26 protein-coding genes are annotated in these 24381 nt (G+C 67.5%); 14 read left to right on the top strand and 12 right to left on the bottom strand.

Going from position 1 to position 24381, the window contains the following annotated elements; genetic code table 11:
• Nucleotides 1–54: 54 nt before the first annotated feature.
• A complete protein-coding gene (locus OG876_RS35575; RefSeq protein ID WP_328521093.1) occupies nucleotides 55–636 on the bottom strand; it encodes a dihydrofolate reductase family protein in 582 nt (193 codons plus the stop codon).
• Between the two features lie 142 nt (nucleotides 637–778).
• Here OG876_RS35575 and OG876_RS35570 point away from each other — a divergent pair, with 142 nt between their 5' ends.
• Genes OG876_RS35570 through OG876_RS35560 form a run of 3 tightly spaced genes read left to right on the top strand, consistent with a single transcriptional unit; the run spans nucleotide 779 to nucleotide 1974 of the window.
• Nucleotides 779–1114, top strand: a complete 336-nt coding sequence (locus OG876_RS35570; RefSeq protein WP_328521092.1) for an ArsR/SmtB family transcription factor — start codon at nucleotides 779–781, stop codon at nucleotides 1112–1114.
• Nucleotides 1111–1554, top strand: a complete 444-nt coding sequence (locus tag OG876_RS35565) for an SRPBCC domain-containing protein (RefSeq protein WP_328521091.1) — start codon at nucleotides 1111–1113, stop codon at nucleotides 1552–1554. The genes OG876_RS35570 and OG876_RS35565 overlap by 4 nt, the downstream gene beginning before the upstream one ends.
• Nucleotides 1555–1569: 15 nt before the next feature.
• Nucleotides 1570–1974: a DUF6855 family protein gene (locus tag OG876_RS35560; protein WP_328521090.1), complete on the top strand. Its 405-nt coding sequence runs from the start codon at nucleotides 1570–1572 to the stop codon at nucleotides 1972–1974.
• 5 nt (nucleotides 1975–1979) lie between these two features.
• On the opposite strand, the gene OG876_RS35555 is transcribed toward OG876_RS35560, so the two are convergent.
• Nucleotides 1980–2441 (bottom strand): MarR family winged helix-turn-helix transcriptional regulator, encoded by a 462-nt coding sequence (locus OG876_RS35555; RefSeq protein ID WP_328521089.1) that lies wholly within the window; start codon nucleotides 2439–2441, stop codon nucleotides 1980–1982.
• An 84-nt stretch (nucleotides 2442–2525) separates the two neighbouring features.
• Here OG876_RS35555 and OG876_RS35550 point away from each other — a divergent pair, with 84 nt between their 5' ends.
• Nucleotides 2526–3188: a hypothetical protein gene (locus tag OG876_RS35550; protein WP_328521088.1), complete on the top strand. Its 663-nt coding sequence runs from the start codon at nucleotides 2526–2528 to the stop codon at nucleotides 3186–3188.
• 6 nt (nucleotides 3189–3194) lie between these two features.
• Here OG876_RS35550 and OG876_RS35545 read toward each other — a convergent pair whose 3' ends face one another.
• The 4 genes from OG876_RS35545 to OG876_RS35530 all read right to left on the bottom strand — a co-directional run bounded on the left by OG876_RS35545 (nucleotide 3195) and on the right by OG876_RS35530 (nucleotide 8459).
• On the bottom strand, nucleotides 3195–4664 hold the full coding sequence (locus tag OG876_RS35545) for a glycoside hydrolase family 3 protein (protein ID WP_328521087.1): 1470 nt from the start codon (nucleotides 4662–4664) through the stop codon (nucleotides 3195–3197).
• 51 nt (nucleotides 4665–4715) lie between these two features.
• Nucleotides 4716–5324: a hypothetical protein gene (locus tag OG876_RS35540; RefSeq protein ID WP_328521086.1), complete on the bottom strand. Its 609-nt coding sequence runs from the start codon at nucleotides 5322–5324 to the stop codon at nucleotides 4716–4718.
• Nucleotides 5325–5667: 343 nt separating this feature from the next.
• A complete protein-coding gene (locus OG876_RS35535; RefSeq protein WP_328521085.1) occupies nucleotides 5668–7314 on the bottom strand; it encodes an APC family permease in 1647 nt (548 codons plus the stop codon).
• A gap of 218 nt (nucleotides 7315–7532) precedes the next feature.
• Nucleotides 7533–8459, bottom strand: a complete 927-nt coding sequence (locus OG876_RS35530) for an HAD family hydrolase (protein ID WP_328521084.1) — start codon at nucleotides 8457–8459, stop codon at nucleotides 7533–7535.
• Nucleotides 8460–8588: 129 nt separating this feature from the next.
• Here OG876_RS35530 and OG876_RS35525 point away from each other — a divergent pair, with 129 nt between their 5' ends.
• The 6 genes from OG876_RS35525 (at nucleotide 8589) to OG876_RS35500 (ending at nucleotide 13657) form a co-directional block, all read left to right on the top strand.
• Complete coding sequence (locus OG876_RS35525) at nucleotides 8589–9515, top strand: formylglycine-generating enzyme family protein (protein WP_328521083.1); 927 nt, start codon at nucleotides 8589–8591, stop codon at nucleotides 9513–9515.
• A gap of 68 nt (nucleotides 9516–9583) precedes the next feature.
• A complete protein-coding gene (locus OG876_RS35520) occupies nucleotides 9584–10888 on the top strand; it encodes a hypothetical protein (RefSeq protein WP_328521082.1) in 1305 nt (434 codons plus the stop codon).
• Between the two features lie 29 nt (nucleotides 10889–10917).
• Nucleotides 10918–11742: a bestrophin-like domain gene (locus OG876_RS35515; protein ID WP_328521081.1), complete on the top strand. Its 825-nt coding sequence runs from the start codon at nucleotides 10918–10920 to the stop codon at nucleotides 11740–11742.
• Nucleotides 11726–12376 (top strand): hypothetical protein, encoded by a 651-nt coding sequence (locus tag OG876_RS35510; RefSeq protein WP_328521080.1) that lies wholly within the window; start codon nucleotides 11726–11728, stop codon nucleotides 12374–12376. The genes OG876_RS35515 and OG876_RS35510 overlap by 17 nt, the downstream gene beginning before the upstream one ends.
• Nucleotides 12377–12507: 131 nt before the next feature.
• Nucleotides 12508–12942, top strand: coding sequence for a DUF7144 family membrane protein (locus OG876_RS35505; RefSeq protein WP_328521079.1), 435 nt, complete (start codon nucleotides 12508–12510; stop codon nucleotides 12940–12942).
• The gene (locus tag OG876_RS35500) at nucleotides 12929–13657 is read left to right on the top strand and encodes a neutral zinc metallopeptidase (RefSeq protein ID WP_328521078.1); all 729 of its coding nucleotides are present in this window, start codon (nucleotides 12929–12931) and stop codon (nucleotides 13655–13657) included. The genes OG876_RS35505 and OG876_RS35500 overlap by 14 nt, the downstream gene beginning before the upstream one ends.
• Before the next feature lie 9 nt (nucleotides 13658–13666).
• Here OG876_RS35500 and OG876_RS35495 read toward each other — a convergent pair whose 3' ends face one another.
• Nucleotides 13667–14380, bottom strand: coding sequence for a hypothetical protein (locus OG876_RS35495; protein WP_328521077.1), 714 nt, complete (start codon nucleotides 14378–14380; stop codon nucleotides 13667–13669).
• Nucleotides 14381–14498: 118 nt separating this feature from the next.
• Nucleotides 14499–16850, bottom strand: a complete 2352-nt coding sequence (locus tag OG876_RS35490; RefSeq protein ID WP_328521076.1) for an arylsulfatase — start codon at nucleotides 16848–16850, stop codon at nucleotides 14499–14501.
• Between the two features lie 152 nt (nucleotides 16851–17002).
• Between OG876_RS35490 and OG876_RS35485 the strand changes: the two genes are divergently transcribed.
• Complete coding sequence (locus OG876_RS35485) at nucleotides 17003–18271, top strand: cation:proton antiporter (protein WP_328521075.1); 1269 nt, start codon at nucleotides 17003–17005, stop codon at nucleotides 18269–18271.
• A 240-nt stretch (nucleotides 18272–18511) separates the two neighbouring features.
• Here OG876_RS35485 and OG876_RS35480 read toward each other — a convergent pair whose 3' ends face one another.
• Both OG876_RS35480 and OG876_RS35475 read right to left on the bottom strand, forming a co-directional pair.
• Nucleotides 18512–18991 (bottom strand): DUF6325 family protein, encoded by a 480-nt coding sequence (locus OG876_RS35480; RefSeq protein WP_328521074.1) that lies wholly within the window; start codon nucleotides 18989–18991, stop codon nucleotides 18512–18514.
• 36 nt (nucleotides 18992–19027) lie between these two features.
• Entirely contained in the window at nucleotides 19028–19327 is a 300-nt protein-coding gene (locus OG876_RS35475; RefSeq protein ID WP_328521073.1) for a hypothetical protein, read from the bottom strand.
• Nucleotides 19328–19548: 221 nt separating this feature from the next.
• On the opposite strand from OG876_RS35475, the gene OG876_RS35470 reads away from it, so the two are divergent.
• The 3 genes from OG876_RS35470 to OG876_RS35460 all read left to right on the top strand — a co-directional run bounded on the left by OG876_RS35470 (nucleotide 19549) and on the right by OG876_RS35460 (nucleotide 21162).
• Nucleotides 19549–20049 (top strand): DUF1269 domain-containing protein, encoded by a 501-nt coding sequence (locus tag OG876_RS35470; protein ID WP_328521072.1) that lies wholly within the window; start codon nucleotides 19549–19551, stop codon nucleotides 20047–20049.
• A gap of 14 nt (nucleotides 20050–20063) precedes the next feature.
• Nucleotides 20064–20558, top strand: a complete 495-nt coding sequence (locus OG876_RS35465) for a hypothetical protein (RefSeq protein WP_328521071.1) — start codon at nucleotides 20064–20066, stop codon at nucleotides 20556–20558.
• A gap of 145 nt (nucleotides 20559–20703) precedes the next feature.
• Entirely contained in the window at nucleotides 20704–21162 is a 459-nt protein-coding gene (locus OG876_RS35460; protein ID WP_328521070.1) for a DUF7144 family membrane protein, read from the top strand.
• On the opposite strand, the gene OG876_RS35455 is transcribed toward OG876_RS35460, so the two are convergent.
• Both OG876_RS35455 and OG876_RS35450 read right to left on the bottom strand, forming a co-directional pair.
• Nucleotides 21140–22843, bottom strand: coding sequence for a SulP family inorganic anion transporter (locus OG876_RS35455; protein ID WP_328521069.1), 1704 nt, complete (start codon nucleotides 22841–22843; stop codon nucleotides 21140–21142). The two genes, OG876_RS35460 and OG876_RS35455, sit on opposite strands and share 23 nt — an antisense overlap.
• A gap of 15 nt (nucleotides 22844–22858) precedes the next feature.
• Complete coding sequence (locus OG876_RS35450; RefSeq protein ID WP_328521068.1) at nucleotides 22859–24349, bottom strand: DUF2252 domain-containing protein; 1491 nt, start codon at nucleotides 24347–24349, stop codon at nucleotides 22859–22861.
• Nucleotides 24350–24381: the final 32 nt, after the last annotated feature.

The raw sequence follows: 24381 nt of genomic DNA, 5'->3' as shown, positions 1-24381 counted from the left end.
ACCGCCCGGAGCTCGGTGAGCTGCCCTGGAAGTTGCTATGGGCAAATACCGGACTCAGCCGTGGAGGGTGGGGCGGTAGGTGAGCTCTTGGGTCCGGCCGTCGAGGGTCCGGCTCTCGAGCAGTTCGAGGTCGAAGTCCGCCGCATCCTGGAAGATCGGCTCCACCCCGGTCTGACCGGCGATCACCGGGAAGAGCGTTACCTGGATGCGGTCGACCAGGCCGGCGGCCATCAGCGCGCGGTTCAGGGACAGGCTGCCGTGGGAGCGCAGCGGCACGTCGGACTCCTCCTTGAGCCGGGTGACGACGTCGACGGCGTCACCGCTCACGACGGTCGCGTCCGGCCAGTCGAGGGGTCCTTCGAGTGTCGTCGACACCACCGTTGCCGGCAGGTTCCTCATCCGGGTGACCCAGGGGTCGCGGACCTCGGACTCCGCGGTGCTCGAGGCCAGCATCCGCGCGAAGGCCCGGTACGTGGTGGCTCCGAAGACCATCCGCTGCTCCCCGCCGTACACGGCAAGGCGATGCTCGAGCAACTCGGGACCTTGCTTGCCCCAGTAGCCGCCCCAGTCGCCGTCGTCGTACGAGCCGAAGCCGTCGAGGCTGGAGAAAATGTCGAAGGTGTAGGTCGCGGTCATGGTGTTCTCCTTGCGTACGGCGGCGCTCTCGCGGCGGCCGCTCACCCCTGCTACGAAGACAGCGGTCCCGATCCGACACTGCCTTTTTCGTCAAGAGATCGTAACCAGGTGGTTACCGTAACCGATGGGTTACAGTTGAGGCGTGGTGACAGAGGCGGGGCGGGATCCGTTCTCGGCGTTGGGAGACCCGACCCGGCGGCGGATCCTCGAGTTGCTGGCTGATGCGTCGCGGTCGGTGGGGGAACTGGCCGAGGAGTTGCCGATCAGCCGGCCCGCCGTGTCGCGCCACCTGCGACTGCTCAAGGAAGCAGGTCTGGTCGAGGAGGCGCCGGAGGGCACGAGACGGATCTATCGCCTCCACGAATCGGGCGCCGAGGTCGTGCAGGCGTACCTCCTGCAGGTGTGGGGCGAGGCGGTTGGGCGGTTCAAGCTGCTGGCCGAGAACACCCGGCCGCCATCACCCGGGGGAGCGCCGTGATCGAGCCGTTGCGGGTCGAGGTCGTCCTGGACTGTTCTGTCGAGCATGCGTTCGCGACCTGGACGGAGCGGTTCTCGTCGTGGTGGCCCCGAGGCCACTCGGTCAGTGGCGACCCGGCCGCGGTCACGTTGGAGCCGCAGATCGGTGGGCGCATCTACGAGCGCACCAGCGATGGCGAGGAGATCGATTGGGGATTGATCACCGCGTGGGATCCCCCGCACCGGCTGAGCTACCGGTGGCACCTTCGCCGGCCATCCGCCGAGGCCACCGATGTCGAGATCCGCTTCGTCGCCGTACCCGGAGGCCGAAGCAAGGTGGACATCACTCACACGGGCTGGGAGCGGCTCGGGACTGAGGCCGAGCACTGGCGCGACGCCAATCTCGGCGGCTGGCGGGGGCTCCTCCCGCATTTCGTGGCCGCCCTGCAACCCCACAACTGAAGGAGAAGGATGACGATGAGTGCTACCGGTAGCCCGGACGATCCCTGGGTTCTCAAGACACCACCCGGTACGTCGGAGTACACCATGCACCGCGACGACACCGCGGAACCGGCAGAGCTCGTGTGCCGGGTCGGCTCGACGAAGCTGCGGTATCTCGCCCGCTGTCTCGACGACGTCCCCGCGATGCTCAAGGCGCACGGTGACTGGATGGAGTTGGGCAGCGCGGACGAGAGCAAGCCGGCGAAGGACGGCACGCTCGAGGCCTGGGCGCGCTCGGCCGACAATCCCGTCGGCGGCTGGTACGGCCTCCGCAACGGATACCGGGGCCGCTTCGCGATGTACGTCCCGCCACTGCTGGAAGTGCTCGGCCTCGTCGAACTCGAACACAACCCGCGCAACAACCGCATCCGCGTCCCCTGACGGGTTCAGCTCTTGGGCGGATCGAGGAGCTTCACCATCAGCGCGATGAACTGACGGCGTTGCGCGGCGGTCAGGGGTTCCAGGACTTGCTGCTGGATGTCGTCGATGACCTCGTCGAGTTCCAGGAGTTGTGCGACTCCCGCCGGGGTGATGGTGACGATGTTGCGGCGCTTGTGCCCGGGGTCGACAGACCGCTCGACGAGCCCGCGTGACTCGAGCTCGGTCAGGGCCGCCGTGACGTCGCTGCGATCGATCCCGGTCCCGCGGCCCAGCTCGGCCTGGCTTGCGGGTCCCCACTCCTCGAGCGCGGCCAGCAGGCGGTAGTGGTAGCTGCGAAGTCCGCGGCCGTGCGACTCGAATCCGGCGGCGAGGAGACCCGACGAGCGCGCGAAGGTCCGGCTGATGAGCCAGGTCGGACGATCCTTGACGCGGGCGGGAGTACGGCTCGGCGGGTGATCCATCGGCATGCAGTCGACGATATCAGTTGTTGGCACGGCCAACACTTGCTATGTTGGCGACACCAACACTCAACTCTCCGGGGAGACCGGCTCATGGACGCATCGACCACCAGCATTCTGATCATCGGCAGGAGCCCGGGCGTGATCCTCGAGGCCGCCGGCATCCTGCGGGACAAGGGCTTCCACGCCGACGCGACCAACCAGTTCGACGAGGTGCTGACGGCGTACGACACCACGCAGTTCGATGTCGTCGTGTTCGGCGGGATGGTTCCGCCCGCCACCAAGCAGCACCTCAGGGAGGAGATCTCCAAGGGCAACGGTCACGTCACCTTCGTGCAGGGACTCGGCGGCATCGCAGGTCTTGTCGCGGCCCAGGTCGAGGGCGCGATCTCGACTGCCCAGGACGACAATGACGTGGCCTATGACACGACTTCCCGAACGGTGCACCTCACCCTGAAGGAGCCGTCCCGAGTGGTCGTCGAGGCTTGGTGGGCCACGTCGTTCACACCACCCGAACCAACGAGCACGTCGATGCGCGTGGTCGACTCCCACTTCGATGCGGGGGAACATCTCATCCCGCTCCCGGCCGAGGTGCCGACCGTGGCGTCGTTCGTCACCGTCTCCGCCGGGCCGGCCGTCCGCGCCTTCACGGTCGGCGCGATGCCGGAGGCAGTACGCCGCCTGGTCCCAACCGGCGACCCAACCCAACCACCGGCCCTCCCGCCGGTCCGGCCAGTAGCAACCCACACCACCTGACCAGCGTTATGAACCCAGCAACCGCTGGGTGGCGGTCTGGGCGCAGACCCGGGCGCTGCCGAAGGTCTCGATCCAGCCGGCGAAGGCGGAGTAGTCCGTGCCGGGGACGCCCATGTCGACGACGATCATGTCGGGGTGCTGGGTCTGCAACTCGCCGATGAGTTTCTCCTGCCAGTCGAAGCGGTGTGCGCCCCTGACCATCAGGACGACCTGGCTGTCCGCGCCGTACTCCGACCGGAACTCGCCGACGCCGGCCCGAGCCATCCCGGGTCCGTTGTAGGTCTGCCCCGACAGACCGATGCTCTCGACAACCTTCCCGGCGTCGCGCAGCAGTTGCTCGACACCCCAGCCCGCCGAGCCGGCGGCGGGGGAGTGGGTCGGTTCCAGCCGGATGATCAGTACGGCGTTGCTCCGCAGTACGGGATCCCCGTGAGTCACCGCGACCTGGTCCGCAAGCCGCTCACCGAGCGCGTTGTCCCGCAGTGCGACATCCGCCTTGGGCCGCGTCCCCAGCCGGGCCAGTCGCTCGTTGGCGCTCCGCAACCGCTCCACCGGCAGCCGTCCACCCTCGACCGCCTCGACCAGGGCGGCGGCCGCCACGTCCACGTCGTCGAGGAACGCCCACGAGCCGAGGCAGAGCGCGTCGGCCCCGGCCTCGATCGCACGTACGGCGGCCTCCGGCAACGGCGCCACATCGGCGATCCCGTACATCTCCAGGGCGTCGGTGATCACGACCCCGTCGTACCCGAGCTCTCCGCGGAGGATGTCGGTGAGCAGCACCTTGCTGATCGTCGCCGGTACGTCGTCCACCTGTGGCACCAGGTCGTGGGACACCATGATGCTGTCGACGCCGGCCGCGATCGCCGCACGGAACGGATCGAGGTAGCTGTCCAGCAGCTCAGCGCGGGACACGTCGACGAGTGGGGTCGCGAGGTGCGCATCCGTGCCGCTGAGACCGTGGCCCGGGTAGTGCTTGGCGCACGCGCTGACGCCGGCCGATTGCAGGCCCTCCACCCAGGCGGCGGTGTGCCGGCTGACCAGGTCGCGGTCGGAGCCGAAGCAGCGGATCCCGTTCGGGCTCATCGGGTTGACGGCGGTGTCGACCGCCGGGGCCAGGTCCCAGTCGATCCCTGCCTCGACCAGCGACAGGCCGATCTGGAAAGCGGCCTGTCGGGTCAGCTCGAGGTCGTCGAGCTCGCCGAGCGCCCGGTTGCCGGGCATCGAGAAGCCGCCGAGATTCTCCAGCCGGTTGACGTCGCCGCCTTCCTCGTCGATCGACAGCAGCACGTGGTCACGCAGCCCGTGGAGCTCCCGGGCCAGTCGCCGGAACTGGTCGCCGTCGACGATGTCCTTGCCGAAGATCACGAAGCCGCCGAGACCGGCCTCGATCCGCGGTCCGACCCAGTTCGGCACCTTGGGCCGGCCGAGGGCGGGGAACAGTACGCCGTGCGCGAGCCGGTCGAGCTCTGAGTTCACAAACATCCTCCTGTGGAGACGCATCCTTCGACGGCGCCGCTGGGGACACCATCATGACGGATTCTCCGTCTGCTCGGCGGCGACTTCACGGGTTGGCGGACGGGTGACGAGGATGACCACGCTGACGACGAGAACCCAAGCGGGAAACACCAGTTGGGTCCACTTGTGCTCACCGGCCGCCACAATCAGCGTCACTGCGACGAGACATCCGAGGATCACCAGCCACCGGGGGAAGGCTGAAGTGCGCAGACCCGCGGTAGTCACCGAGAGGGTGAACACTGCGGCCATGCGCATGGCGTAGACGGAAATGAGCTCCTGTGTGCTGGTGCGGCCGAACGCCCAGAGTTCGGCGTTGATGTCCGGTCCCGCGAGCATTGCCGTCATGCTGGACGCATTGACGGCGCCGATGAAGAGCATGGCCAGGAAGAGGAGCCCACTGCCCAGGAAGACGGTGGAGAACAGCCGGTCCTCGACGTCGCCGAGCTGATCACGAATGACGCCGATGAACCACAGAAAGGCGATTCCGGCAAACGGCACGAGCTGCAGGCTGATCCGGATCAGCCTCCGGCGCGCTGCGTCGGATTCGAGCGACTGAAGGCTGTCCGCGGACAGCGCGAGTCGTAGCATCGTGAACGCTGCCAGGAGCAGCACCGCGAACACGATGCCCGCGATGGCTGCCGACCGTCGGCTTCGCCAGAATCGTGCTTCCAGCCTCGGTGCCCTGGTATTCATGCCGTCCCGGCCTGTGCAGTCGGCAGGGAGGCCTGCCGAAGCCCATCAAGCCACGCGAAGCCCCGTGATCGGACCATGTGCCCCTCCCCGTTCGTCAAGCTACGCCGAAGCGGCCTCCCCAGGCAACGGACCGCCGAATTGCCGCACCCGCTGGGCGAGGTTTCAGGCGATCGGTGCCGGGGAGTGTTGCGAACAGTGTGACTGACAAGAAGCCGCGGGAGAGGACGTTCAAGAGGATGAGCGACAGGTAACGTCGAGCAAAGCGCGGGGGTCAGTGGAGGTCGGCTTCTTCTGGGACCACTACCTGGTCGATCATCTGCTGGATCTGGGCAGCCGGGAGGGCTACTGCCCTGGCCCAGTAGTAGATGACGAGGCTGAAGACCGCGACGACGAGCATGTCCCACCAGAGCGGGAACCACGGGTGCTTGAGTGGGCCGAAGTCACTGAGATAGACGATCAGGCCCATGCCGATCAGGTAGACCGGTAGCCACTGGGCGGCCCGCAGGTCGAGCTGGGGGGTGATCGGGTTGAGCTTGAACACGCGGTTGGCGATCAGGATGGCGTAACCGATCAGGATCGCGACGCCGAGCTTCCAGTCGGTGGCCCAGCCGGACCAGAGGATCAGCAGGTTGGCGACGACGAAGGCGAGTGGCGACATCCAGGCGCCGCCGGGCAAGCGGTACGGGCGGTCGGCGTGCGGCAGGCGGCTGCGGAAGACTCCGAAGGACAGTGGCGCCCCGGCGTACATCAGCACGCTGGCGCTGGTGATGAGTCCGACCAGGGAGCGCCAGCTGGGGAAGGGCAGGAAGCAGATGCAGCCGATCACGAAGGCGGTGATCAGTCCGACCCACGGCACGCCACGGCGGTTGGTGCGCTCGAAGGCGGACGGAATGTAGCCGTTGCGGCTGAGGCCGTAGGACACCCGGGAGCTTCCGGTGATGTAGATCAGGCCGGTGCCGGCGGGGGAGATGACGGCGTCGAGGTACAGGATCGTGGCCAGCCAACCCAGGCTGACCAGGGTTGCCAGCTGGGCGAACGGGCCGGTCAGGGTGTTGAACGCGGCGGTGGCCCAGGTGCCCTTGATCTGTGACGCCGGGAGCGCCGCGATGAACACGATCTGCAGCAGGATGTAGATGATCGCGCCGATCACGATCGAGCCGATCACCGCGCGCGGAATGTCGCGTTTCGGGTTGCTGCTCTCACCGGCGAGCTGATCGGCCTGTTCGAAGCCCAGCAGGGCGAAGATGATGCCGCTCGTCGAGACCGCGGACAGGATGCCCTTGGCGCCGTACGGGTTGAAGCCATTGGCGGCGGTGAAGTTGCTGCCGTGGAACTGGACGATGGCGAGGACGAAGATCGTCAGCAGTGGTACGCCGACCTTCCACCAGGTCGCCGCACTGTTGGTGTGCGCCAGCATCCGGATGCTGAGGAAGTTGATCGCCGTGATGATCGCCATCAGGACGACCGCGACGACGATGCCGGAAGGGGTCAGCACGTGTTGCCCGCCGGTGGTCTTGATCCAGCCGCTCGCGAACGAGTAGTGCTGGCCGTAGGTGATCATCGCGAGCACCTCGATCGGTGCCACCGTGGCGGCCTGCAGCCAGGAGAACCAGCCGAACGAGGCGCCGGCGGCTCCGCCGAAGGCGTAGTGCGGGAAGCGTGCGGTCCCGCCCGAGACGGGATACATCCCGCCGAGCTCGGCGTGGACCAGTGCGAGGATCAGGATCGCGATACCGCCGATGACCCAGGAGATGATCGCCGCGGGGCCGGCGGTCGACAGCGCACCCTGCGCACCGAACAACCATCCCGAACCGATGATCGATCCCTCAGATGCCCAGATCAGCCCGATGAAGCCGATCTCTCGCTTCAGCCCCGGCCGCCCGCGACGTGCGGACGGTGTCGCCTCAGATATGGCCATAAGCCCCACGATGGTCCGCCCCGGCCTGCCGGTGCAGTGACGCTGGCGGTAGTCCCGAACCCCCTGCTAGCCGGTAGTTTCAGCTGCCCGGGCTGTTGTATCTCCGGGTCATCCGGTCGAAGAACGCGAGACCGATGACGAAGACCACCAGTCCATCGAGTCCGCCCGGAATATTCGCCGGCGAACGGCGGATACGGTGAGGGCCGAAATGGGAGTTGCTAGAAGATCTTTGCCCAGTCGTTCTTCATGCTGACGACGGTCCAGCCGGCGGCGGGGGCGCGGTCGAGGGCTTGCTCCGCACCGGACGTGTACTCGAACTCCCGCTCGGCGTCGTCGTGAAGCACCAGCAGCCGCAGGAAGGGCTTGTCGTCATGCTGGGTGAAGTCGAGCATCGGGACGTCGCCGTTGGAGTTGCCGCCGGCGAGCACCGGCCGTCGTCCGGTCCGCGACCAGATCCGCACCGGTTTCTCCGGCCCGTCGTCGAGGTAGTCGGCGGCGGCCACGCGCATGATCGTGCCACCGTGGTCGTCCGGCGTGTAGGCGAGCGCCGTACTGCTGCCGATCACCCGCTCACTCGGTATGGAGTACACCTCGTCGGTGATCGGTCGCATGAAATCGCGGCCGCCGCCGGAGACGATGTAGTTCGAGAAGCCGTTGTCCGCCAGGTAGGCGAGCAGCTCGACCATCGGCGCGTAGGCGCATTCGAGGTAGCCGCGATCGAGTGTGGGATGGCGAGCGGTGCGGAGGAACTCCTCTGCCCTCGCTGCGAAAGTCTCGACGCTGATGCCCCCGTGCGCCGCGAGTACGCCGGCGGCGAGCGTTCTGACGTTCGTGTCATCGCCCGCATAGTGCTCGGCCATCACCTTGCTGAACCAGCCGTAGTCCTGCTCGCGGGCGGCTTTCCAGGGCTGGCGCTCCCGCAGGTCGGGATCCGCCTCCGCCATCTCGACGAGGCGACGCAGAATGAAGTCGAGCTGGATCGGCATCGGCTTCTCGCACCACAAGGTGCCGTCGTTGTCGAAGACCGCCACCCGGTCCGCCATCGCCAGTCCCGGTGCGGAGCCGTTGCCGCTGGCCCGCCGTACGAAGTCGACGATCGCGTCCTTGCTCCGGCCCTCGTTCCAGCTCGGCAACGGATCAGGCATCCCGGGACTCCTCTCGTACGACGGGTCAAGGATCGCCGCGGCCTCGTCAGGCGCGCCTCACCCCCGCTGGGTGATTCCCCGCTCAGCCGGCCGAGCACAGACTGAGGACTTCCGAGCAACGACGGGCAGGTGAATGTGGCACAAGACATGGTCCGGATCCCCGGCGGAACCTTCGTGATGGGTTCCGATCACCATTACCCCGAAGAGGCGCCCGCCCACCGGGTCACTGTCGACGGCTTCTGGATGGACCGTCATACCGTCACCAACCGCCAGTTCGCGCGTTTCGTCGCGAAGACCGGCTATGTGACGCTGGCCGAGCGCGCCGCCGATCCGGCCGACTATCCCAACGCGAAGGCCGAACTGCTGGTGCCGGCGTCCACGGTCTTCCAGTCCCCGGATCACCCCGTGGATCTGGGCAATCATTACAACTGGTGGTTCTACGTGACCGGAGCGAACTGGCGCCATCCCCAAGGACCGGGCACCTCGGTCAAGAAGCGACCGGACCATCCCGTGGTGCACGTTGCCTGGGAGGACGTCCGGGCGTACGCCGAATGGGTGGGCAAGGAATTGCCGACCGAGGCCGAGTGGGAGTTCGCCGCCCGCGGCGGCCTCGAGGGCGCCGAGTTCGCGTGGGGTGACGAGTTCACGCCTGAGGGCACGTGGATGGCGAACACCTGGCAGGGCCAGTTCCCAGTTCAGAACCTCAAGCAGGACGGATACGTGGGCACCGCGCCGGTCGGATCGTTCCCACCCAACGGGTACGGCCTGGTGGACATGATCGGCAACGTCTGGGAGTGGACCACCGACTGGTACCAGGCGCACGCCGAGACCTCGCACGCCTGCTGCACCGTCGAGAGCCCCCGGGGCGGCGATCGGGAGCGGAGCTACGACCCCCAGTTGCCCGACATCCGCATCCCCCGGAAGGTGATGAAGGGCGGCTCGCACCTCTGCGCGCCGAACTACTGCCGCAGGTACCGCCCGGCCGCGCGGATGCCGCAGGCGATCGACACCGCAACGTCCCACCTCGGATTTCGCTGCATCATCCGCGCGGGGTGAGGTCCTGGACGGCTGAGGCGGCGACGATCGAATCGCCGACGTGCAGCCGACACTCGAGGAGGCACAGCATGTCTGACCCGGACGCCGCGCTGTCAGCTGGTCCAGAACGCAGCGTGCCCGAGGAGGCATCCACCGTGAGGCGGTCGTCCAAGGGGCGGTCGGCCGCGGTGATCATCTGCGTGGTGCTGGCGGCCTTGCTGACGACGCCGGCGGCGATCGCGTATTGGGGACAACGCACGCTGAACGACGCCACACGCTACGTGAACACCGTCGGCCCGCTGGTGAACTCGCCAGAGGTGCAGGATGCCATCGCGACAAAGGTCACCGACACGATCCAGAAAGAGGTCGACGTCGAGGCACTCCTCAACCAGGTGTTCTCCGGCGTCATCACCGACCGGCCCCGGCTGCAGCGACTAGTTGGTCCGCTCGCCGCTGCGATCAACAGTTTCATCGACCGCCAGGTCCGGGAGTTCCTCGCCTCGGACCAGTTCGCCGAACTCTGGACCGCGGCCAACGTACGGGCGCAGCAGTCCCTCCAGCGCATACTGAAGGGGGATCAATCCGGCGCTGTTCAGCTGCAGGGTGATCAGGTTGTCCTTGACCTCTCCGACGTCATCGATCAGGTCAAGCAACGCCTGGTCGACCGGGGACTCACGATCCTGCAGAACGTGCCGATCCCCAACGTCGACAAGCAGATCGTGTTGATGGATGCGCCGCAACTGAAGCAGATCCGGACGATCTACGCGTTCGCGAACCCGCTGGCACAGTGGCTGATCGTGCTGGTCGCGGCTCTGTATCTGGCCGCTCTGGTGCTCGCGCGCCGGCGTCCACGGATGACGGTGATCATCGGGGCACTACTGGCGGCGAACGCGCTGCTGCTGGCGCTGGCGCTGTCCGTCGGGCGGCAGTTGTTCATCGACGCCTTGGCCGGCACGACGTTCGGTCCGGCGAGCAGGGTCTTCTACGACACGTTGCTTTCCTACCTCGAGCGCGGCCGGCAAGTGTTCTTCTGGCTGGGTCTGAGCCTCGTGGTCATCGGCTGGTTCGCGGGATCCAACCGGTACGGAACCGCGGTTCGCGGGGGCGTGACCGGCGGTCTGGAAGGCATCGGGGGAGCCTTGGCCGACAGCCCGGTCGGCGGCGCCGGGCGATGGGTCGCGGCCAACGTCCGATGGTTGCGCGTCGTCGTCGCCCTGCTGGGTGTCGTCGTACTGCTCTGGGGCAACAACATCTCGCTGTCGCGCCTGTTCTGGTCTCTCGCTCTGGTGGTCGGGTTGCTGGCTGTTCTGCAGGTCCTGGTCGGCGCCGGCCGGGCACCAGTTGCCTCCGGCCCCGTTGCGCCGCCGGGAGCTGTACCCGGAACCGCGAAGTAGCCCGCTGTGGCAGCGGCGGGCAGGCAGGCATGAACATCGTCTGGGCCGCTCTGATCACGGTCTTCGCGACGGCGGTCACCGTCACGGCGATGCTCCTCGTGCGCAGGCGGGCGCCGGAGGGCAGCTACTTCACCGACGGTGACCGCGCCTCGGGCGTCTTCGGTGTGCTCGCCACCGGGTTCTCGGTGCTTCTCGGCTTCATCATCTTCCTGTCGTTCACCTCGTACGACCAGTCGCGGTCCGGCGCCGAGAGCGAGGCGACGATCGTGGCGCAGCAGGTCGAGACGGCTCAGTTCATGCCCGCCAAGACCGCGTCGGAACTCACCGGCGAACTGGTCTGTTACGCGCGGACCGTTGCCGGGCCCGAGTGGAATGCCGTGGACAGCGGTACGCTCGGGAACTCCGTCAACCCGTGGGGTGCGGAGATGTTCCACACGATCCGGGCTGTCAACCCGGTCACGCCGGCCGAGCAGTCGGCGTACGACCGGTGGATGGATCAGACGTCCCAACGGGAACAGGCGCGCGTCGATCGGGTGCACGGCGCGGAGGGGATCATCCCGACGCCCTTGTGGCTGGTCCTGGGCGTGATCTCGGTGGTGATCTTCGTGTACCTGCTGTTCTTCGCCGACCGGGCCGAAGGCGCTGTGACACAGGGCGTTCTGATGGGCAGCGTGACGGTGGTCATCACGCTTCTGCTGTTCCTGCTCGTGTTCTTCGACCATCCACACGGAGCAGGTGTCGGCAGGTTGCAGCCGACCGCGATGGTGCGAACGATCGACCTGATCGACACTCAGTTCAAGGCCATCGGGGTCGTCGTGACGCCGCCATGTGACGAGCATGGCAACCGCCGCTGAGGAGAAGCCCAGCCGTGGCCGCACCGCGCAGGAGGTGCTGGTCACCGTCCTGCTGGTGGTCGCTGCTCTCGGGACCTCCTGGAGCAGCTACCAAGCCACACGGTGGAACGGCGAGCAGGCCAAGGCGGCCTCCCGCACGAACGCCATCAGGATCGACGCTGCCCGGGCCCAAGGCCTGTCCCAGGCCCAGAGCCAGGTCGACGTAGCCACGTTCATCGCCTGGGCGGATGCGGATCGCCGGGGTGAGGCTGCCGTCGCCGCCTTCTACGCCGACCGGTTCCGCGCGGAGTTCCGGCCCGCGTTCGACGCCTGGATGGCGACCCGCCCGTTGACGAACCCGGGTGCGCCGCCGACGCCCTTCGCCATGCCGCAGTACCAGCTCGCATCGCGGCAGGACGCCGCACGACTCGACGCGGCCGCCGAGACCTCCGCGGCCGAGGTGAGACGGGACCTCCAGATCGCCAGCGACTATGTGCTCACCGTCGTCCTGTACGCCGTGGTCCTGTTCTTCGCCGGGATGAGCACCAAGATCGCCGCCCACCGCCTGCGATGGATCCTGGCCGGGGCCGGCTGTCTCGTCCTCGCCGGCGCCATCGCGTGGATCGCCACCTTCCCGATCAGCTTCCAGGTCTGAGCAGGGTCGCAGTCACCCGCTGCGGATGATGCCGGACCTGACGTGGTTCGCCAGCCTGGTGTCACTCCGCGGTGGCGGAGGGGTCCGTCTACGCAAGGCGTGGCGGCGAGAGAACAGGGGAGTGAATCACAGTGGCACAAGGTGCAGCAGCATCGCATTACGACGCGGCGGGCGAGGAACACGAGGTCAGCGGCTGGGCGGTCGGGTTCGTCCTGTTCGCCGGCCTGATGATGATCATGTCCGGAGGCTTCCAGATCTTCACCGGTCTGGTGGCACTGTTCGAGAACGAGTTCTACGTTGCCACCCGCAACTACATGTTCCAGTTCGACGCGACCGCGTGGGGCTGGATTCACCTGATCGGCGGACTGCTGGTGTTGCTGGCCGGTTTCGCGGTCATCGCGGGCCAGACCTGGGCCCGGATCGTCGCCATCGTCCTGGCGGTGCTGAGCGCACTGGCCAACTTCGCCTTCATCCCGTACTACCCGTTCTGGGCTCTGACCGTCATCGCCATCGACGTCTTCGTCATCTGGGCGCTGGCCGCGCACGGTCGCGATGTCGCTGCCTGACGGCACCCGCGGAAGGCGCACCGCCCTCGGGTGGCTGACGATCGCGATGGTCGCAGCCGCCTGCGGTGCGCCGACCTCCGCCCCGCCGGAGGCGGCCAGTACCGAGACACCGGCGCCGGCGCAGCCGCAGTCGACGGATCAGACCGTCCCGGCGGTCGACCGGGACGCGATGAAGGAGGACCAGGAGATCGCCGTCAAGGCGGTGGACTCGTTCTGGCACCGTCACTTCACCCAGCTCTCCGGACAGCCGTACCAGAGTCCCCGAGTTGCCGGGTCCTACATCGGTACGAACGGACCTCCGTGCGGAGGCGAACCGGAATCCGTGCCGTTCAACGCCGTGTACTGCAGGCCGGGTGACTTCGTGGCCTGGGACGACGATCTGATGGCGGCCGGCTACAGCCAGATCGGCGATGCGTGGGTGTACCTGATCATCGCCCACGAGTGGGGCCACGCGATCCAGGCGAGGCTGCGCAGCGACCGGGTCTCGGTCGCCGCCGAGCTCCAGGCGGACTGCCTGGCCGGGGCCACGCTGCAAGGAGCAGCCGACGACGGACTGATCGCGATCGAGCCCGGCGACAGCGAGGAGATCGCCAAAACCCTCGCCGCGGTCGCCGACGACTATCCGTGGACCAAGGAGAGCGACCACGGGAACGCCGAGGAGCGGACCTCCGCGTTCAACACCGGCGCGGAAGGCGGCGTCCAGGCGTGCATCTGAGTCGTTGACTCAGCTCGCCCGGCGCCGGGCGTCCTCGACGTACGGGAACGGGTTGCCGGAGGCCCGTGCTCCGGAGGCAAGCCAGGCCGTGAGCCCCTCCGGAGACCGCCGCTGGAGTTCGTCGAGGTATTTCTGCCGCTGGTCGACGATCGACAGGCGTATCGCCGCCGAAGGCGCAGTCTCCAACAGGCGGAAGCTCCGGCGCCAGGCCAGGCACAAGGCCTGGTCGTCGAGGGAACCGAGCTCTCGCGCCGCGTCGTCCGCGGGACCGTCCGTGGATGGCGTCGGGGGAACGGCAGGTGTTGCCGGCTCCAGGTGACGGGCGGGAGGATCCCCTTTGGCGTGCCTTCGCGGGAACCTCGCTGTGAGAGCCGGCGTGGTCACTGCGAGTGCCACCACCACCAGGACGCCGGCGAACTTGAAGACCGCGATCAGCCCCACAGCCGCCGGCGTGATCAGCGCGCCGGCGAAGGTGACCCGAAGGATCCTGGGCACCTCGCTCTTCCCGTCCGCTCCCCACATGGACGAGGCGACGACGGCGGTCGACATCCCGACCACGACGGCGCTGATGATGGTTCCGCCCACGCCCCAGCTGGCGACCGCGCAGATGAGGCCGACTGTGGCGGCCAGGTAGATACAGCACGTCCGGACACTCTGACCCTTGCTGCGGGGGGCGCCGGATTCACGCCCCCCGGCGCCTGATGACCGCGTCGTCTCACTCACGTTGTCAGTTCCTTTGCCCCGGTTCTCGACTCCCCATCGAGTTCACTCAGACGAAAGCATGCCTCGCACCGGCAGGTCCGCGCCTCCTCCGTCCGGGGTGAAACGGGGGCCGGCACGGCTACTGCCGGGCCAGGTGGGCTCGCAACTCGAGCTCGGGATCGTGGATGAGCTCACCGCTGATGTCGATGACGGCCTTGTGGATGGTGCCGGTGAACCTGAACGGGCTGCGGTAGTCCGGGGTCACCGGCGCGCCGGGGTTGGCGCCGCAGGTCAGGGCGCCGGGATTGAGGACGAACGGCGTCGTCACCGCCGCATCGGCAGCGGCCACGAGGTTCCCGTCGACGTACAACTCCAGGTGTCCGGGCGCACCCTTTCCGTTGGGCAGGTCGGGTTTCCCCGTCGGCTCGAACTCGAAGCGGAGCTTGTGTTCGCCGGGCGGGACCGGGTCGGGTGACGACACCTCGAAGAGGCTCCGGCCGACGTAGTTGTGGACGTAGTGCATCCGCTGATCCTTCATGTACAGCGAGTAGCCGCCGGCCGCGGTGCCTTGACAGAGGAGGACTCCTTCGGCGCCGCCGTCGGGGATCTCGACGAACGCCGTGATGCTGTGCGGCCTGTTCAGGACCCGCGGGCCCGCGAAGAACGGGACCGGCTGGGTGTTCGGCCAGATCGTGTACTGATCGCGTGGAGGCGCGATCAACGGTTTGTCGGCGACCATGCGGGCCAGCCCACTCCCGTCGATCGGCAGTACGCCGTGTTTCCCGGCCTCGGCGTACCAGGTGGAGATCAACGCGATGAGCCGATCCCGATGGTCGGCCGCGACGTTGTGGGTCTCGGTGGGGTCCTCCGCCACGTGGTAGAGCTCCCAGCCGGCACCGTCGAGCTCAGACAGTCTCCTCGCACTGATCGGCTCACCGAAGCCGACACCCGCCTCGGTGAACGAGGGACCGGGCCACGGGCAGACCGCGCGCCACCCGTCGTGGTCGATGGCGCGGTGGCCCAGCATCTCGAAGTACTGGGTGTGATGCTTGCTGGGCGCGGCCGCGTCGTCGAGGGCGTGCGCGAAGCTGACACCGTGCAGCGGCGCCTGCGTGACACCGCGGATCGTCGTTGGCGGTTGGGTTCCGAGCAAGTCCAGGACCGTCGGCACCATGTCGATGATGTGGGCGTACTGGTTCCGGACCTCGCCCTTCGCCTGCACGCCGGCCGGCCACGAGACAATGAACGGGTCGCAGGATCCGCCCCGGTAGGTCTCCCGCTTCCACCGCCGGAACGGGGTGTTGCCGGCCCAGGTCCAGCCCCAGGGATAGTGGTTGAAGTGCTTGGGGCCGCCGATCTCGTCGATGACCTTCAGGCTGTCCTCGAGCGGCTCCTGAGCGTTGTTGAAGAACTGCGCCTCGTTCGTGGTTCCGGTCGGACCGCCCTCGGCGCTGGCCCCGTTGTCGGAGATCACCATCACGATCGTGTTGTCCAGCTCGCCCTGTTCGCGCAGGAAGGCGAGCAGCCGGCCGAGGTGGTGATCGGTGTGGCTGAGGAAGCCCGCGAACACCTCCATCATCCGGCTGAACAGCCTGCGCGCCTCGGGTGGTTGCGACGGCCAGTCCGGTACGTCGGGGTCGTGCCGGGACAGCTCCGCGTCGGCGGGCATGATGCCGAGTTCCTTCTGCCGGGCGAAGACCTTCTCCCGGTAGGCGTCCCAGCCCTCGTCGAAGGCACCCGCGTACTTGTCAGCCCACTCCTTCGGCACATGATGGGGCGCGTGGGTGGCCCCGAAGCAGAGATGCAGGTAGAACGGCTTGCCCGGGTCGATCTGCTTGGCGTCGGCAATGAACTCGATCGACCGGTCGACCAGGTCCTCGGTGAGGTGGTATCCCTCCTCCGGCGTGTGCGGTGGGTCGATCTGGTGGTTGTCGTACACGAGGTCGGGATACCACTGGCTCGTGTCGCCGCCGAGGAAGCCGTAGAAACGCTCGAATCCGCGGCCCAGCGGCCAGCGGGTGAACGGGCCGGTCGCAGTCTCCTGATTGCTCGGGGTCAGGTGCCACTTGCCGACCATGAACGTGCTGTAGCCCTGCTCCACCAGCATCTCCGACAGCATCCCGTTCTCGAACGGGATGACCCCGTTGTAGCCGGGGAAGCCGGTCGACAGTTCGGTGATCGCGGCCATGCCGTTGCTGTGATGGTTCCGCCCGGTGACGATGCAGGACCGGCTCGGCGAACACAGCGCCGTGGTGTGCATGTTCGTGAACCGCAGTCCGGCCGCCGCCAGTGCGTCGAAGTTCGGCGTCTCGATCGGACTCCCGTAGCACCCGAGCTGACCGAAACCGGTGTCGTCCAGCACCACGAACACCACGTTCGGGCTGCCGCCCTTCGCCCGGGTGGGGGCCGGCCAGGCCGGACTCGACTCGTCGGTCGTCCGGCCCACCACACCGGTGAACGGAGTCCCGGACGGATACTCCTCGATCGCCACGACAGCCCCTCTTTCGCTCGAAACGCAGTACGGGGCGGCGTCTCCCGCCGACGATGCCAGCCTGCTGACCGTTGGAAACCCTCTCGGGCGGATGAGGTGGCCGTCGGGCGGCGGCTGTCAGGGTGTGGGGGAGCCAGGGCGGAGGCGGGGCGGTGACTGAGGGCACGTTCGCAGTGCTCGCGCTCCTTGTCCTTGCCTGGGCAGTGACCTCGGATCTCCTGGCGCGCCTGAACATCACCGGACCGTTCGTGTTCGCCGTCGCCGGCTATGTGCTGGGGAACCCCGACTGGGGCCCACTGTCGGTGGACGTCGAGACTCCGTCCATCCATCGGATCGCGGAGCTGACGCTGGCACTCCTGTTGTTCTCGGACGCCGCCCGGGTCAACTTCTCGCGGCTGAAACGCGATGCCCGCCTGCCTGGCCGGCTGCTGGGGGTCGGCCTTCCCCTCTCCGTGGTCCTGGGCTCTCTCCTGGCCGCCTGGTTCTACGACGACTTCACCTGGGCACTCGCAGGTTTCGTGGGCGCCGCTCTCGCTCCCACCGACGCTGCTCTCAGCGCCCAGGTGATCAACGACCGCCGGATCCCCATGCGTCTGCGTCGCACACTGAATGTGGAAAGTGGACTCAACGACGGCATCGTCACACCGGTCGTCACCTTCACACTGGCCGTCGCGGCCGGCCAGCTCGGGACCGCAAATCCCTACGGCGGCTCCAACCACGGCGGCGGTGCGCTGCTCGAGCTCGCCGTCGGTCTCATCGTGGGCCTGGCGATCGGGCCGGCGAGCGCCAGGCTGATGACGGTCGGCTCCCGACGGCACTGGATGACTACGGGCGCGGGGTTGCTCGGCACGCTCGCGGCCGCACTCAGCAGCTTCGCCCTCGCCGCCACGCTCGGCGGCAACGGATTCATCGCGGCGTTCGTGGCCGGCATCGCCTTCCGAGCCGCAGTGGACGAGAACGTCGTCGACGCAGACCACGCCGTCGAGCTACCGGAGCTTCTCGGTGAGGTCCTGGCACTCGCGGTCTGGTTTCTCTTCGGAGCCGCGCTGGTGCCGATCGCCGTGCACAACTTCGATCTCACGCTGCTCGCATACGCCGTACTGAGTCTGACTGTGGTCCGCATGGTTCCGGTCGCCTTGTCGCTGCTCGGCACCGGGCTGGATCGCAACACCGTCCTGTTCGTGGGATGGTTCGGGCCGCGCGGCCTGGCCTCGGTCGTGTTCGCGCTGCTGGCAGTCGAGCAGCTCGGCGAAACCCCGGTGGTCGAGCACGCCGTCGCAGTCATCGCGCTCACCGTGCTGTTGAGTGTGGTGCTGCACGGTGTCACGGCCGGTCCGTTCGGCAGCCGGTACGTCCATGTCGAGCAGGCAGGCGACGATCCGGGCACCGCCCCCCGATCACGACGGTCCGCCCACCACTAGCAGCGATATCGCCCGGCTCGAGACGGCGAGCGACGGTCGCTCCAGGCTCAGTCCCGACGGTCCTCTCGGCGGTCGCCACGGTCGTCCTGGCGGTCGTCTCTGCGGTCGTCTCGGCGGTCGCTTCGCCGGTTGACCCCGTGAACGACCACGGCGGCTGTCGCTGCCGTGGTGGCTACTCGCGCCACCGGTTGGCCCCCGGTCACACCAGCGCTGCGCATCCGTCGTCGTGCGAGAGGCATGTCAGTCACCGTCCGTCGCGAGTCGTTCGTCGTCTTCCTCGAGCACTGCCAACATGGCCTGGACCGGGATCCGTCCGCTGGCGACCAGTTGTCCGCCGGCTCGGCGTACGGCGGATCCGAACGGTGCTGCCCAGAGGTTCTCCCAGACAAGGACGGCAGCAGTGCTGCCCGGCTCCACGGCTGCCGCGATCGAGGTCACGTCGTCCTCGCTGAGCAGCATGGCCAGTTCCGTCTCGTAGCTGCGCAGAGCGCCCAGCTCGGAGTCGTCGAGATCGGAGAGCTCGAAGGCTTCCAAGGTGCCGTCCGCGTCCTTCTTCATGAGCAGAAGATCCAGGACGCGCACGATGTTGCGATCCACCAGGCTCTGCAGCTCGGGCACGATCTCGCCCTTGAACCTGCTTCCCGGGAACTCGACCACGATCCAGTCGACCGGCCCCAGCTCGTCAACCACGTCTCTCGTCGCGCTGCTGGTCTCAGTCACGGCACATTCCTCATCTCAACGGTCGGTGGTGTCGGGTCACGCCTGGGCGGTGCCCGGGTAACCGGGGGCTGCGCGGCGTTGGGTCCAGCCGGAGCCCCAGTGCACGACGTCGAGGATGGCGGCCAGGACGATCCAGAACCAGTCGCCGCCGCTCAGGCCGCCTCCCGTGTAGAGGATGACGTACATGAGCGTCGCGAAGGGCAGGAAGATGATGCCGAGCAGCGGCCAGATCCACGTGTCGAAGGCGGAGTCGACCAGGTTGGGGCGCGCCACCCACACGATGAACAGCGCCAAGCGCGGAAAGACCCCGGCCAGCAGAACGAAGAAGCACCCCATGGTCGTTCCTCTCGCGCACGCCTGATCGCCGCAGTGCGGCGATGGTGGACTTGGATCCTTGCGCGCGGGCCGACGGCGAGCCTCATCCCGGCGGGGTGAATTGATCCGGGGTGCTGCGGCTAGTCCGCCCGGGGTGAGGTGTTCCGGCCGGGATCGGAGGCATCGTCGGGGCGAGATGTACCTCGGACCGCGTGCGGTCGCCCGATCAGGAGGAGAGACCCGTGGGATCTGACAGCAACGCTCCCGTCGACCTGTACATCGCCGCTTACATGGACGCGGACGCGGCGCGAGGCGATTGGGACGCGATCAAGCAAGCCGCGTCGGACGACGTCATCAAGGTCGATGGGCTCGTCCTCGTCAGCCGCGGTGCCGACGGCAAGATCAATGTCGACGACGACTTCCACACGGCCCGCAAAGGCGCCAAATGGGGCGCGGTCGGCGGTGCGGTGATCGGCCTCATCTTCCCACCCAGCCTGCTGGCCAGTGCGGCGGTCGGTGCGGGCGCGGGGCTCGGCATCGGTGCGCTCAAGTCCCACCGGGAGAAGGCGGCGATCAAGGCCGACGTCGAAGACGCCTTGCCGCCGAACAGTTCCGGCATCGTGGCGTTGTTCGAGGAAGTGTGGGTCGCGGACGTCGACAAGGCCCTGTCGCATGCCGACAAGGTCACCAAGAACGAGGTCGACGCGGACAGCGCGACGGAGGTCAAGAACGCGGCCGAGTAGATCCGGGGAGAACGATGCCGCGCATCGGCGTACGCCGATCGATCGTTGCCGCGTTGGTGACCGTTGCCCTGCTCGTCGTACCGATGGCCTGCAGCGACAGCTCGACGCAAGGGCAGTCGAGTCCGTCCACGAGCGTCGCGCCGCCGGCAACAGGTACGCCGGCAACAGGTACGCCGACGTCGGACTGCGCTGCCACGTCCGCGCTGAAGTCCTCGCTGGCGGACCTGGCGAATGTGAAGCCCCTGCAGGACGGTCTCGCCGCGCTGACGACCGCGATGGCCAACGTCAAGAGCAGCCTGGGTGTCGCGGTAGCCGCGGCATCGGCTGCTCTGCGGCCTGCCGTCCAGAGCGTCAAGGCGGCGTTCTCACAGCTGGAGACCGCGGCGAGTGGCCTGAGCACGGACAACTTCAGGCAGAAGGCGCCGCAGATCAACTCGGCGCTCCAGCAAGTCGGCAGCGCGGCCACGTCGTTGGCCACAACGGTGACGCAGAGCTGTCCGGCAGGCTGATCGCCGGCTGTGACCAGCCTCATCCGCGCCGGGTGAGGCGAACGCGGGCGGCGCGGCACAGCATTCAGGTGCGACCCGCCGCCGATTCCGCGGCGCCGCACCGAGAGGAGATAGCACGATGGCTGAAAAAGGAGGCGGGGGCGTCATGGCGGGCACGGTTGTGTTCGCCGGCTCGATGCTCCTGGTGATCGGACTGGTCAACATCTTCCAGGGATTCATTGCGTTGTTCTCCGACGATCGGGTGGCGATGACGCGGCGCAACCTCGTGATCGTGAACGTGACCGGCTGGGGATGGACCCTCACGATCTCGGGGCTGCTCCTGATGGCGGTCGGCGCCGGCCTGCTCGTGGCGCAGACGTGGGCCCGGATCACTGCGATCATCCTCGTCTGCGTGCACGCGGTGACGCAGATCGGCTGGATCAATGCCTACCCCGTGTGGTCGTTGCTGATGCTCGCGCTGGATGTCGTCATCCTGTTCGCGCTCACCGTCCGCTGGTCCGACGTACGCGACCGGCTCGGAGAGGCCGGCGAGGCGGGATGGGGTGGGGAACCGGCACCCGACTACTCGGCCACCGAGCGGACTACGCCTCCGCTCCAGCGTTGAGAGCCGCTGACCCCGGGTCGGCGCGATAGGCGTTGAAGGTGTCGGCGATGGTCCGGTAGATGTTGCCCTCGCCGATCGCGGCGAGGGTCCCGTACGACCGGAGCGTGGCAAGCAGTTGGGTGTCCGGCCGGACGAGCACGAAACGGGCGTGGTGAGCCTGGCAGTAGTTGACGAGGTTGGCCAGGGTCACCCCGGCCGAGTAGTCGATGTCGTCGATCGCGCCGCAGTCCAGCGCAACCCAGCGGACCGGATCGGGAGCGGTGGCGATGATCAGTTCCAGATGGTCGGCGAAGCGGTTGGCGTTGGCGTAGAAGAGCTCGGCGTCGTAGCGGAAGACCACCAGCCCGGGCAGACTCTGCACGCCCGGCCGGGCCGCCAGGTACGTCGGCTCGCCGGCCCCGTCCTGGCCGATCACGTAGTCGCCCGGTTTGTACTGCCGCCGGATGAGGTCGAGCATCGAGAGCACGACGGCGAGGATGATGCCCTGCTCGACGCCGATGGCGAAGACGGTGACCGTGGTGACCGCAGCGACCACGAACTCGTTCCGGCGCCGGACCCACAGCCGCTGCAGGCCGCGGATGTCGATCAGGCTGACGCCGATCAGGAAGACGATCCCGGCGAGCACCGCCTTGGGCATGTCCACCAGCAGCCCGGTGAAGAAGAGCGTGAAGAGCAGTACGACGGCCGACATCGTCATGTTGGCGAGCTGCGTGCGCCCTTTCTGCTCGTCGAGGATCTCCGTCTTGGTCGGGCTGCCGTTGACCACGAAGGTGCCGCTGAGCCCGGCGGCGAGGTTGGCACCGCTGAGTCCCAGGATGTCCCGGTTGATGTCGACCGCGTCGCCGTGCCGGAACGCGAAGCTGCGGGAGGTGGCGGCACTCTGGGCGATGATGAGCACGAAGCAGGACAAGGCGGTCGGCAGCACCTTGGTCACGTCCGACCAGGAGATGCCCGACGGCAGGCCGATCGGCGGGAAGCCGCCCTGGACGGCGCCGACCACGGCGACGCCGTGCGCCTGTGCATTGGTCATCGCGGAGATAGCGGTTAGCAGGATGACGGCGACGATGGCTCCCGGGACGACCGGGACGAAACGCTTGAAGATCAGGATGATCACGATCGTGCTCAGTCCGAAGGCGAACGTTGCGAGCTGGATCGAGGACAGCGAGCTGATCCAGTGCCACTGCTGTTCGAACCAGCCGCCCTTGCCCTTCGGGATGCCGAGCAGGTCCGGGATCTGGCCGGACAGCACCTGGATGCCGACGCCGGTGAGGAACCCGATCAGCACGGACGTGCTCAGGAAGTCTCCGATGAAGCCCAGCCGCAGCAGCCGCGCCACGATCAGCAGAGCGCCGCAGACCAGCGCCGTGAGGCTCGCGAAGGCAAGCCACTCGGACGATCCGGGTGTGACCCCGGCGATGCCGAGGCCGGTCAGGCCCGCGGCGAGCACCGCGGCGGTGGCCGAGTCCGCCCCCACCACGAGCAGCCGCGAGGAGCCCAGCAGCGCGAAGAGCAGGGTGGGGAAGATGACGGTGTAGAGCCCGGTCACGATCGGCGTCCCGGCGATGGACGTGTAGCCCATCACCTCGGGGATCGCCACCGCCGTGAGCGTCAGGCCGGCGATGATGTCGCGCGCCAGCCAGGCCCGCTGGTAGCCACGCAGCGGCGCCGGGAGCAGGTTCATGTCGCCCTGTGCTGGTCAGACTTGCTGGACGGCTTCGATCCGGTTCGAGCTGATGGCTTTGGCGAACTCCGCGAAGTCCTGGTCGTTCTGGGCTGCGTAGCGTTCGGAGAAGTCGGTGATCGACTTGTCGAAGGCATCGTTGTCGCCGAGGTAGGCAGCGATGGCCACCGCGTCGCCCGATCGTGCGTGGGCACGGGCCAGGGTCCATCCGCACGTGCGGGCGTAGAAGTCCAGTGTCGCGGGCGCCATCAGCTCAACGAGCGCTGAGCCCTTCATGTCGCGCAGTTGGCGCCAGTAGAAGTACCGGTCGGCCTGAACCCCTTTGGACCAGCCCAGGAAGATGTCACTGCTCGCCTGCATCAGTCGCTGGCCCTGGACCACCCGCTCGCCCGCCTGCTTGAACCTGCTCTTGGCCAACGGTCCTTCGAGAACCGACCGGGTGGCTTCCTTGACCTGGAGGAACAGCGGATCGCCGCGGTCACGGCCCTGGAGCAGGACGACGAACGCTCGCGTTCCGACACTGCCGACGCCGACGACCTTCCTGGCCCAGTCGATGACCTCGAAACGCTCCAGTAACTGCCGGACGTCGGGCCGAAGGGTGGAACGGTAGTCCCGGAAGAGGTCGAAGACGACGTTCTCGAGAGTTCCGGGCTCCAGGCCGTACACGGCGTGAAGATCGCGCGCGGGGACGATCACCGGCGGGGCGCTGACGATGCGGTAGCGGCCGTCGACCTCTTCGCCGAGCTTGGACAGCGCCTGATCGCTGTTGCGGGAGTGGGCCTTCTGCGCGTTCTTCTCGAAGCGCTTGTAGGCCTGTTTCATCTCCTTCGACGTCATCTCGCTCGTACCGTCGTCGCCGGTGCGCTTGTGCTTGCCCTTCTTGGATCCCTTGCCCTTGCCGTCGGCTCCGGCCATGAGGGCGTCGACCGACTGGTTGATCTGGTCCTCGGTGATGTGGGCGTACCACACGTCGAGGGTTTTCATGGCGGCGAACTCGGCCATCGTCTCCCGGTAGGAGGTGACACAGGTCTTCGTGATCGCACGACCGTCCGACTCCGAGAAGCCGTTGTTCTGTGCCGCCACCATGAGACTCGCGGCCAGCCGTTTCACGTCGTACTCGAACGGGCCCGGAAGCGTCTCGTCGAAGTCGTTGATGTCGAACACCAGGTTTCGCTCCGGCGAGGCGAAGACGCCGAAGTTCGACAGGTGGGCATCCCCGCACAGTTGGACATTGAGACCGGCCGTAGGCGTCTCGGCAAGGTCCGTGGCCATGATCTTGGCCGCACCGCGGTAGAACGTGAACGGCGAGACCATCATCCGGCCGTGCCGCACGGGGACCAGATCGGCGTCGCGCCGGGCGTTCTGTTCCTCGATGAGAGCGACAGGGTCGGGCCGGTCCGCGGCTGGCGTCCACCCTGCGTGACTGTCCGGCATCGCTCGGGTGCGAGCCTCCAGACCGCGTGCGCGGCGCTCCTCCAGAGTCGGATGTTCAACCTTCGTCGCCATGATCGGCCGCCTTTCTCTCCGTTGCCGACAAT

Origin of the sequence: Kribbella sp. NBC_00359 (assembly GCF_036097425.1) — a bacterium.
Classification (GTDB): Bacteria; Actinomycetota; Actinomycetes; order Propionibacteriales; family Kribbellaceae; genus Kribbella.
The sequence above is the reverse complement of the archived record's forward strand: the minus strand, read 5'-3'. Positions and strand labels throughout refer to the sequence as shown.

Coding starts and splice junctions, on each gene's coding strand:
- OG876_RS35575 (WP_328521093.1), bottom strand. CDS start 636: ATGACCGCGACCTACACCTTCGACATTTTCTCCAGCCTCGACGGCTTC.
- OG876_RS35560 (WP_328521090.1), top strand. CDS start 1,570: ATGAGTGCTACCGGTAGCCCGGACGATCCCTGGGTTCTCAAGACACCA.
- OG876_RS35555 (WP_328521089.1), bottom strand. CDS start 2,441: ATGCCGATGGATCACCCGCCGAGCCGTACTCCCGCCCGCGTCAAGGAT.
- OG876_RS35550 (WP_328521088.1), top strand. CDS start 2,526: ATGGACGCATCGACCACCAGCATTCTGATCATCGGCAGGAGCCCGGGC.
- OG876_RS35535 (WP_328521085.1), bottom strand. CDS start 7,314: ATGGCCATATCTGAGGCGACACCGTCCGCACGTCGCGGGCGGCCGGGG.
- OG876_RS35530 (WP_328521084.1), bottom strand. CDS start 8,459: ATGCCTGATCCGTTGCCGAGCTGGAACGAGGGCCGGAGCAAGGACGCG.
- OG876_RS35520 (WP_328521082.1), top strand. CDS start 9,584: ATGTCTGACCCGGACGCCGCGCTGTCAGCTGGTCCAGAACGCAGCGTG.
- OG876_RS35515 (WP_328521081.1), top strand. CDS start 10,918: ATGAACATCGTCTGGGCCGCTCTGATCACGGTCTTCGCGACGGCGGTC.
- OG876_RS35510 (WP_328521080.1), top strand. CDS start 11,726: ATGGCAACCGCCGCTGAGGAGAAGCCCAGCCGTGGCCGCACCGCGCAG.
- OG876_RS35500 (WP_328521078.1), top strand. CDS start 12,929: ATGTCGCTGCCTGACGGCACCCGCGGAAGGCGCACCGCCCTCGGGTGG.
- OG876_RS35475 (WP_328521073.1), bottom strand. CDS start 19,327: ATGGGGTGCTTCTTCGTTCTGCTGGCCGGGGTCTTTCCGCGCTTGGCG.
- OG876_RS35465 (WP_328521071.1), top strand. CDS start 20,064: ATGCCGCGCATCGGCGTACGCCGATCGATCGTTGCCGCGTTGGTGACC.
- OG876_RS35460 (WP_328521070.1), top strand. CDS start 20,704: ATGGCGGGCACGGTTGTGTTCGCCGGCTCGATGCTCCTGGTGATCGGA.
- OG876_RS35455 (WP_328521069.1), bottom strand. CDS start 22,843: ATGAACCTGCTCCCGGCGCCGCTGCGTGGCTACCAGCGGGCCTGGCTG.
- OG876_RS35450 (WP_328521068.1), bottom strand. CDS start 24,349: ATGGCGACGAAGGTTGAACATCCGACTCTGGAGGAGCGCCGCGCACGC.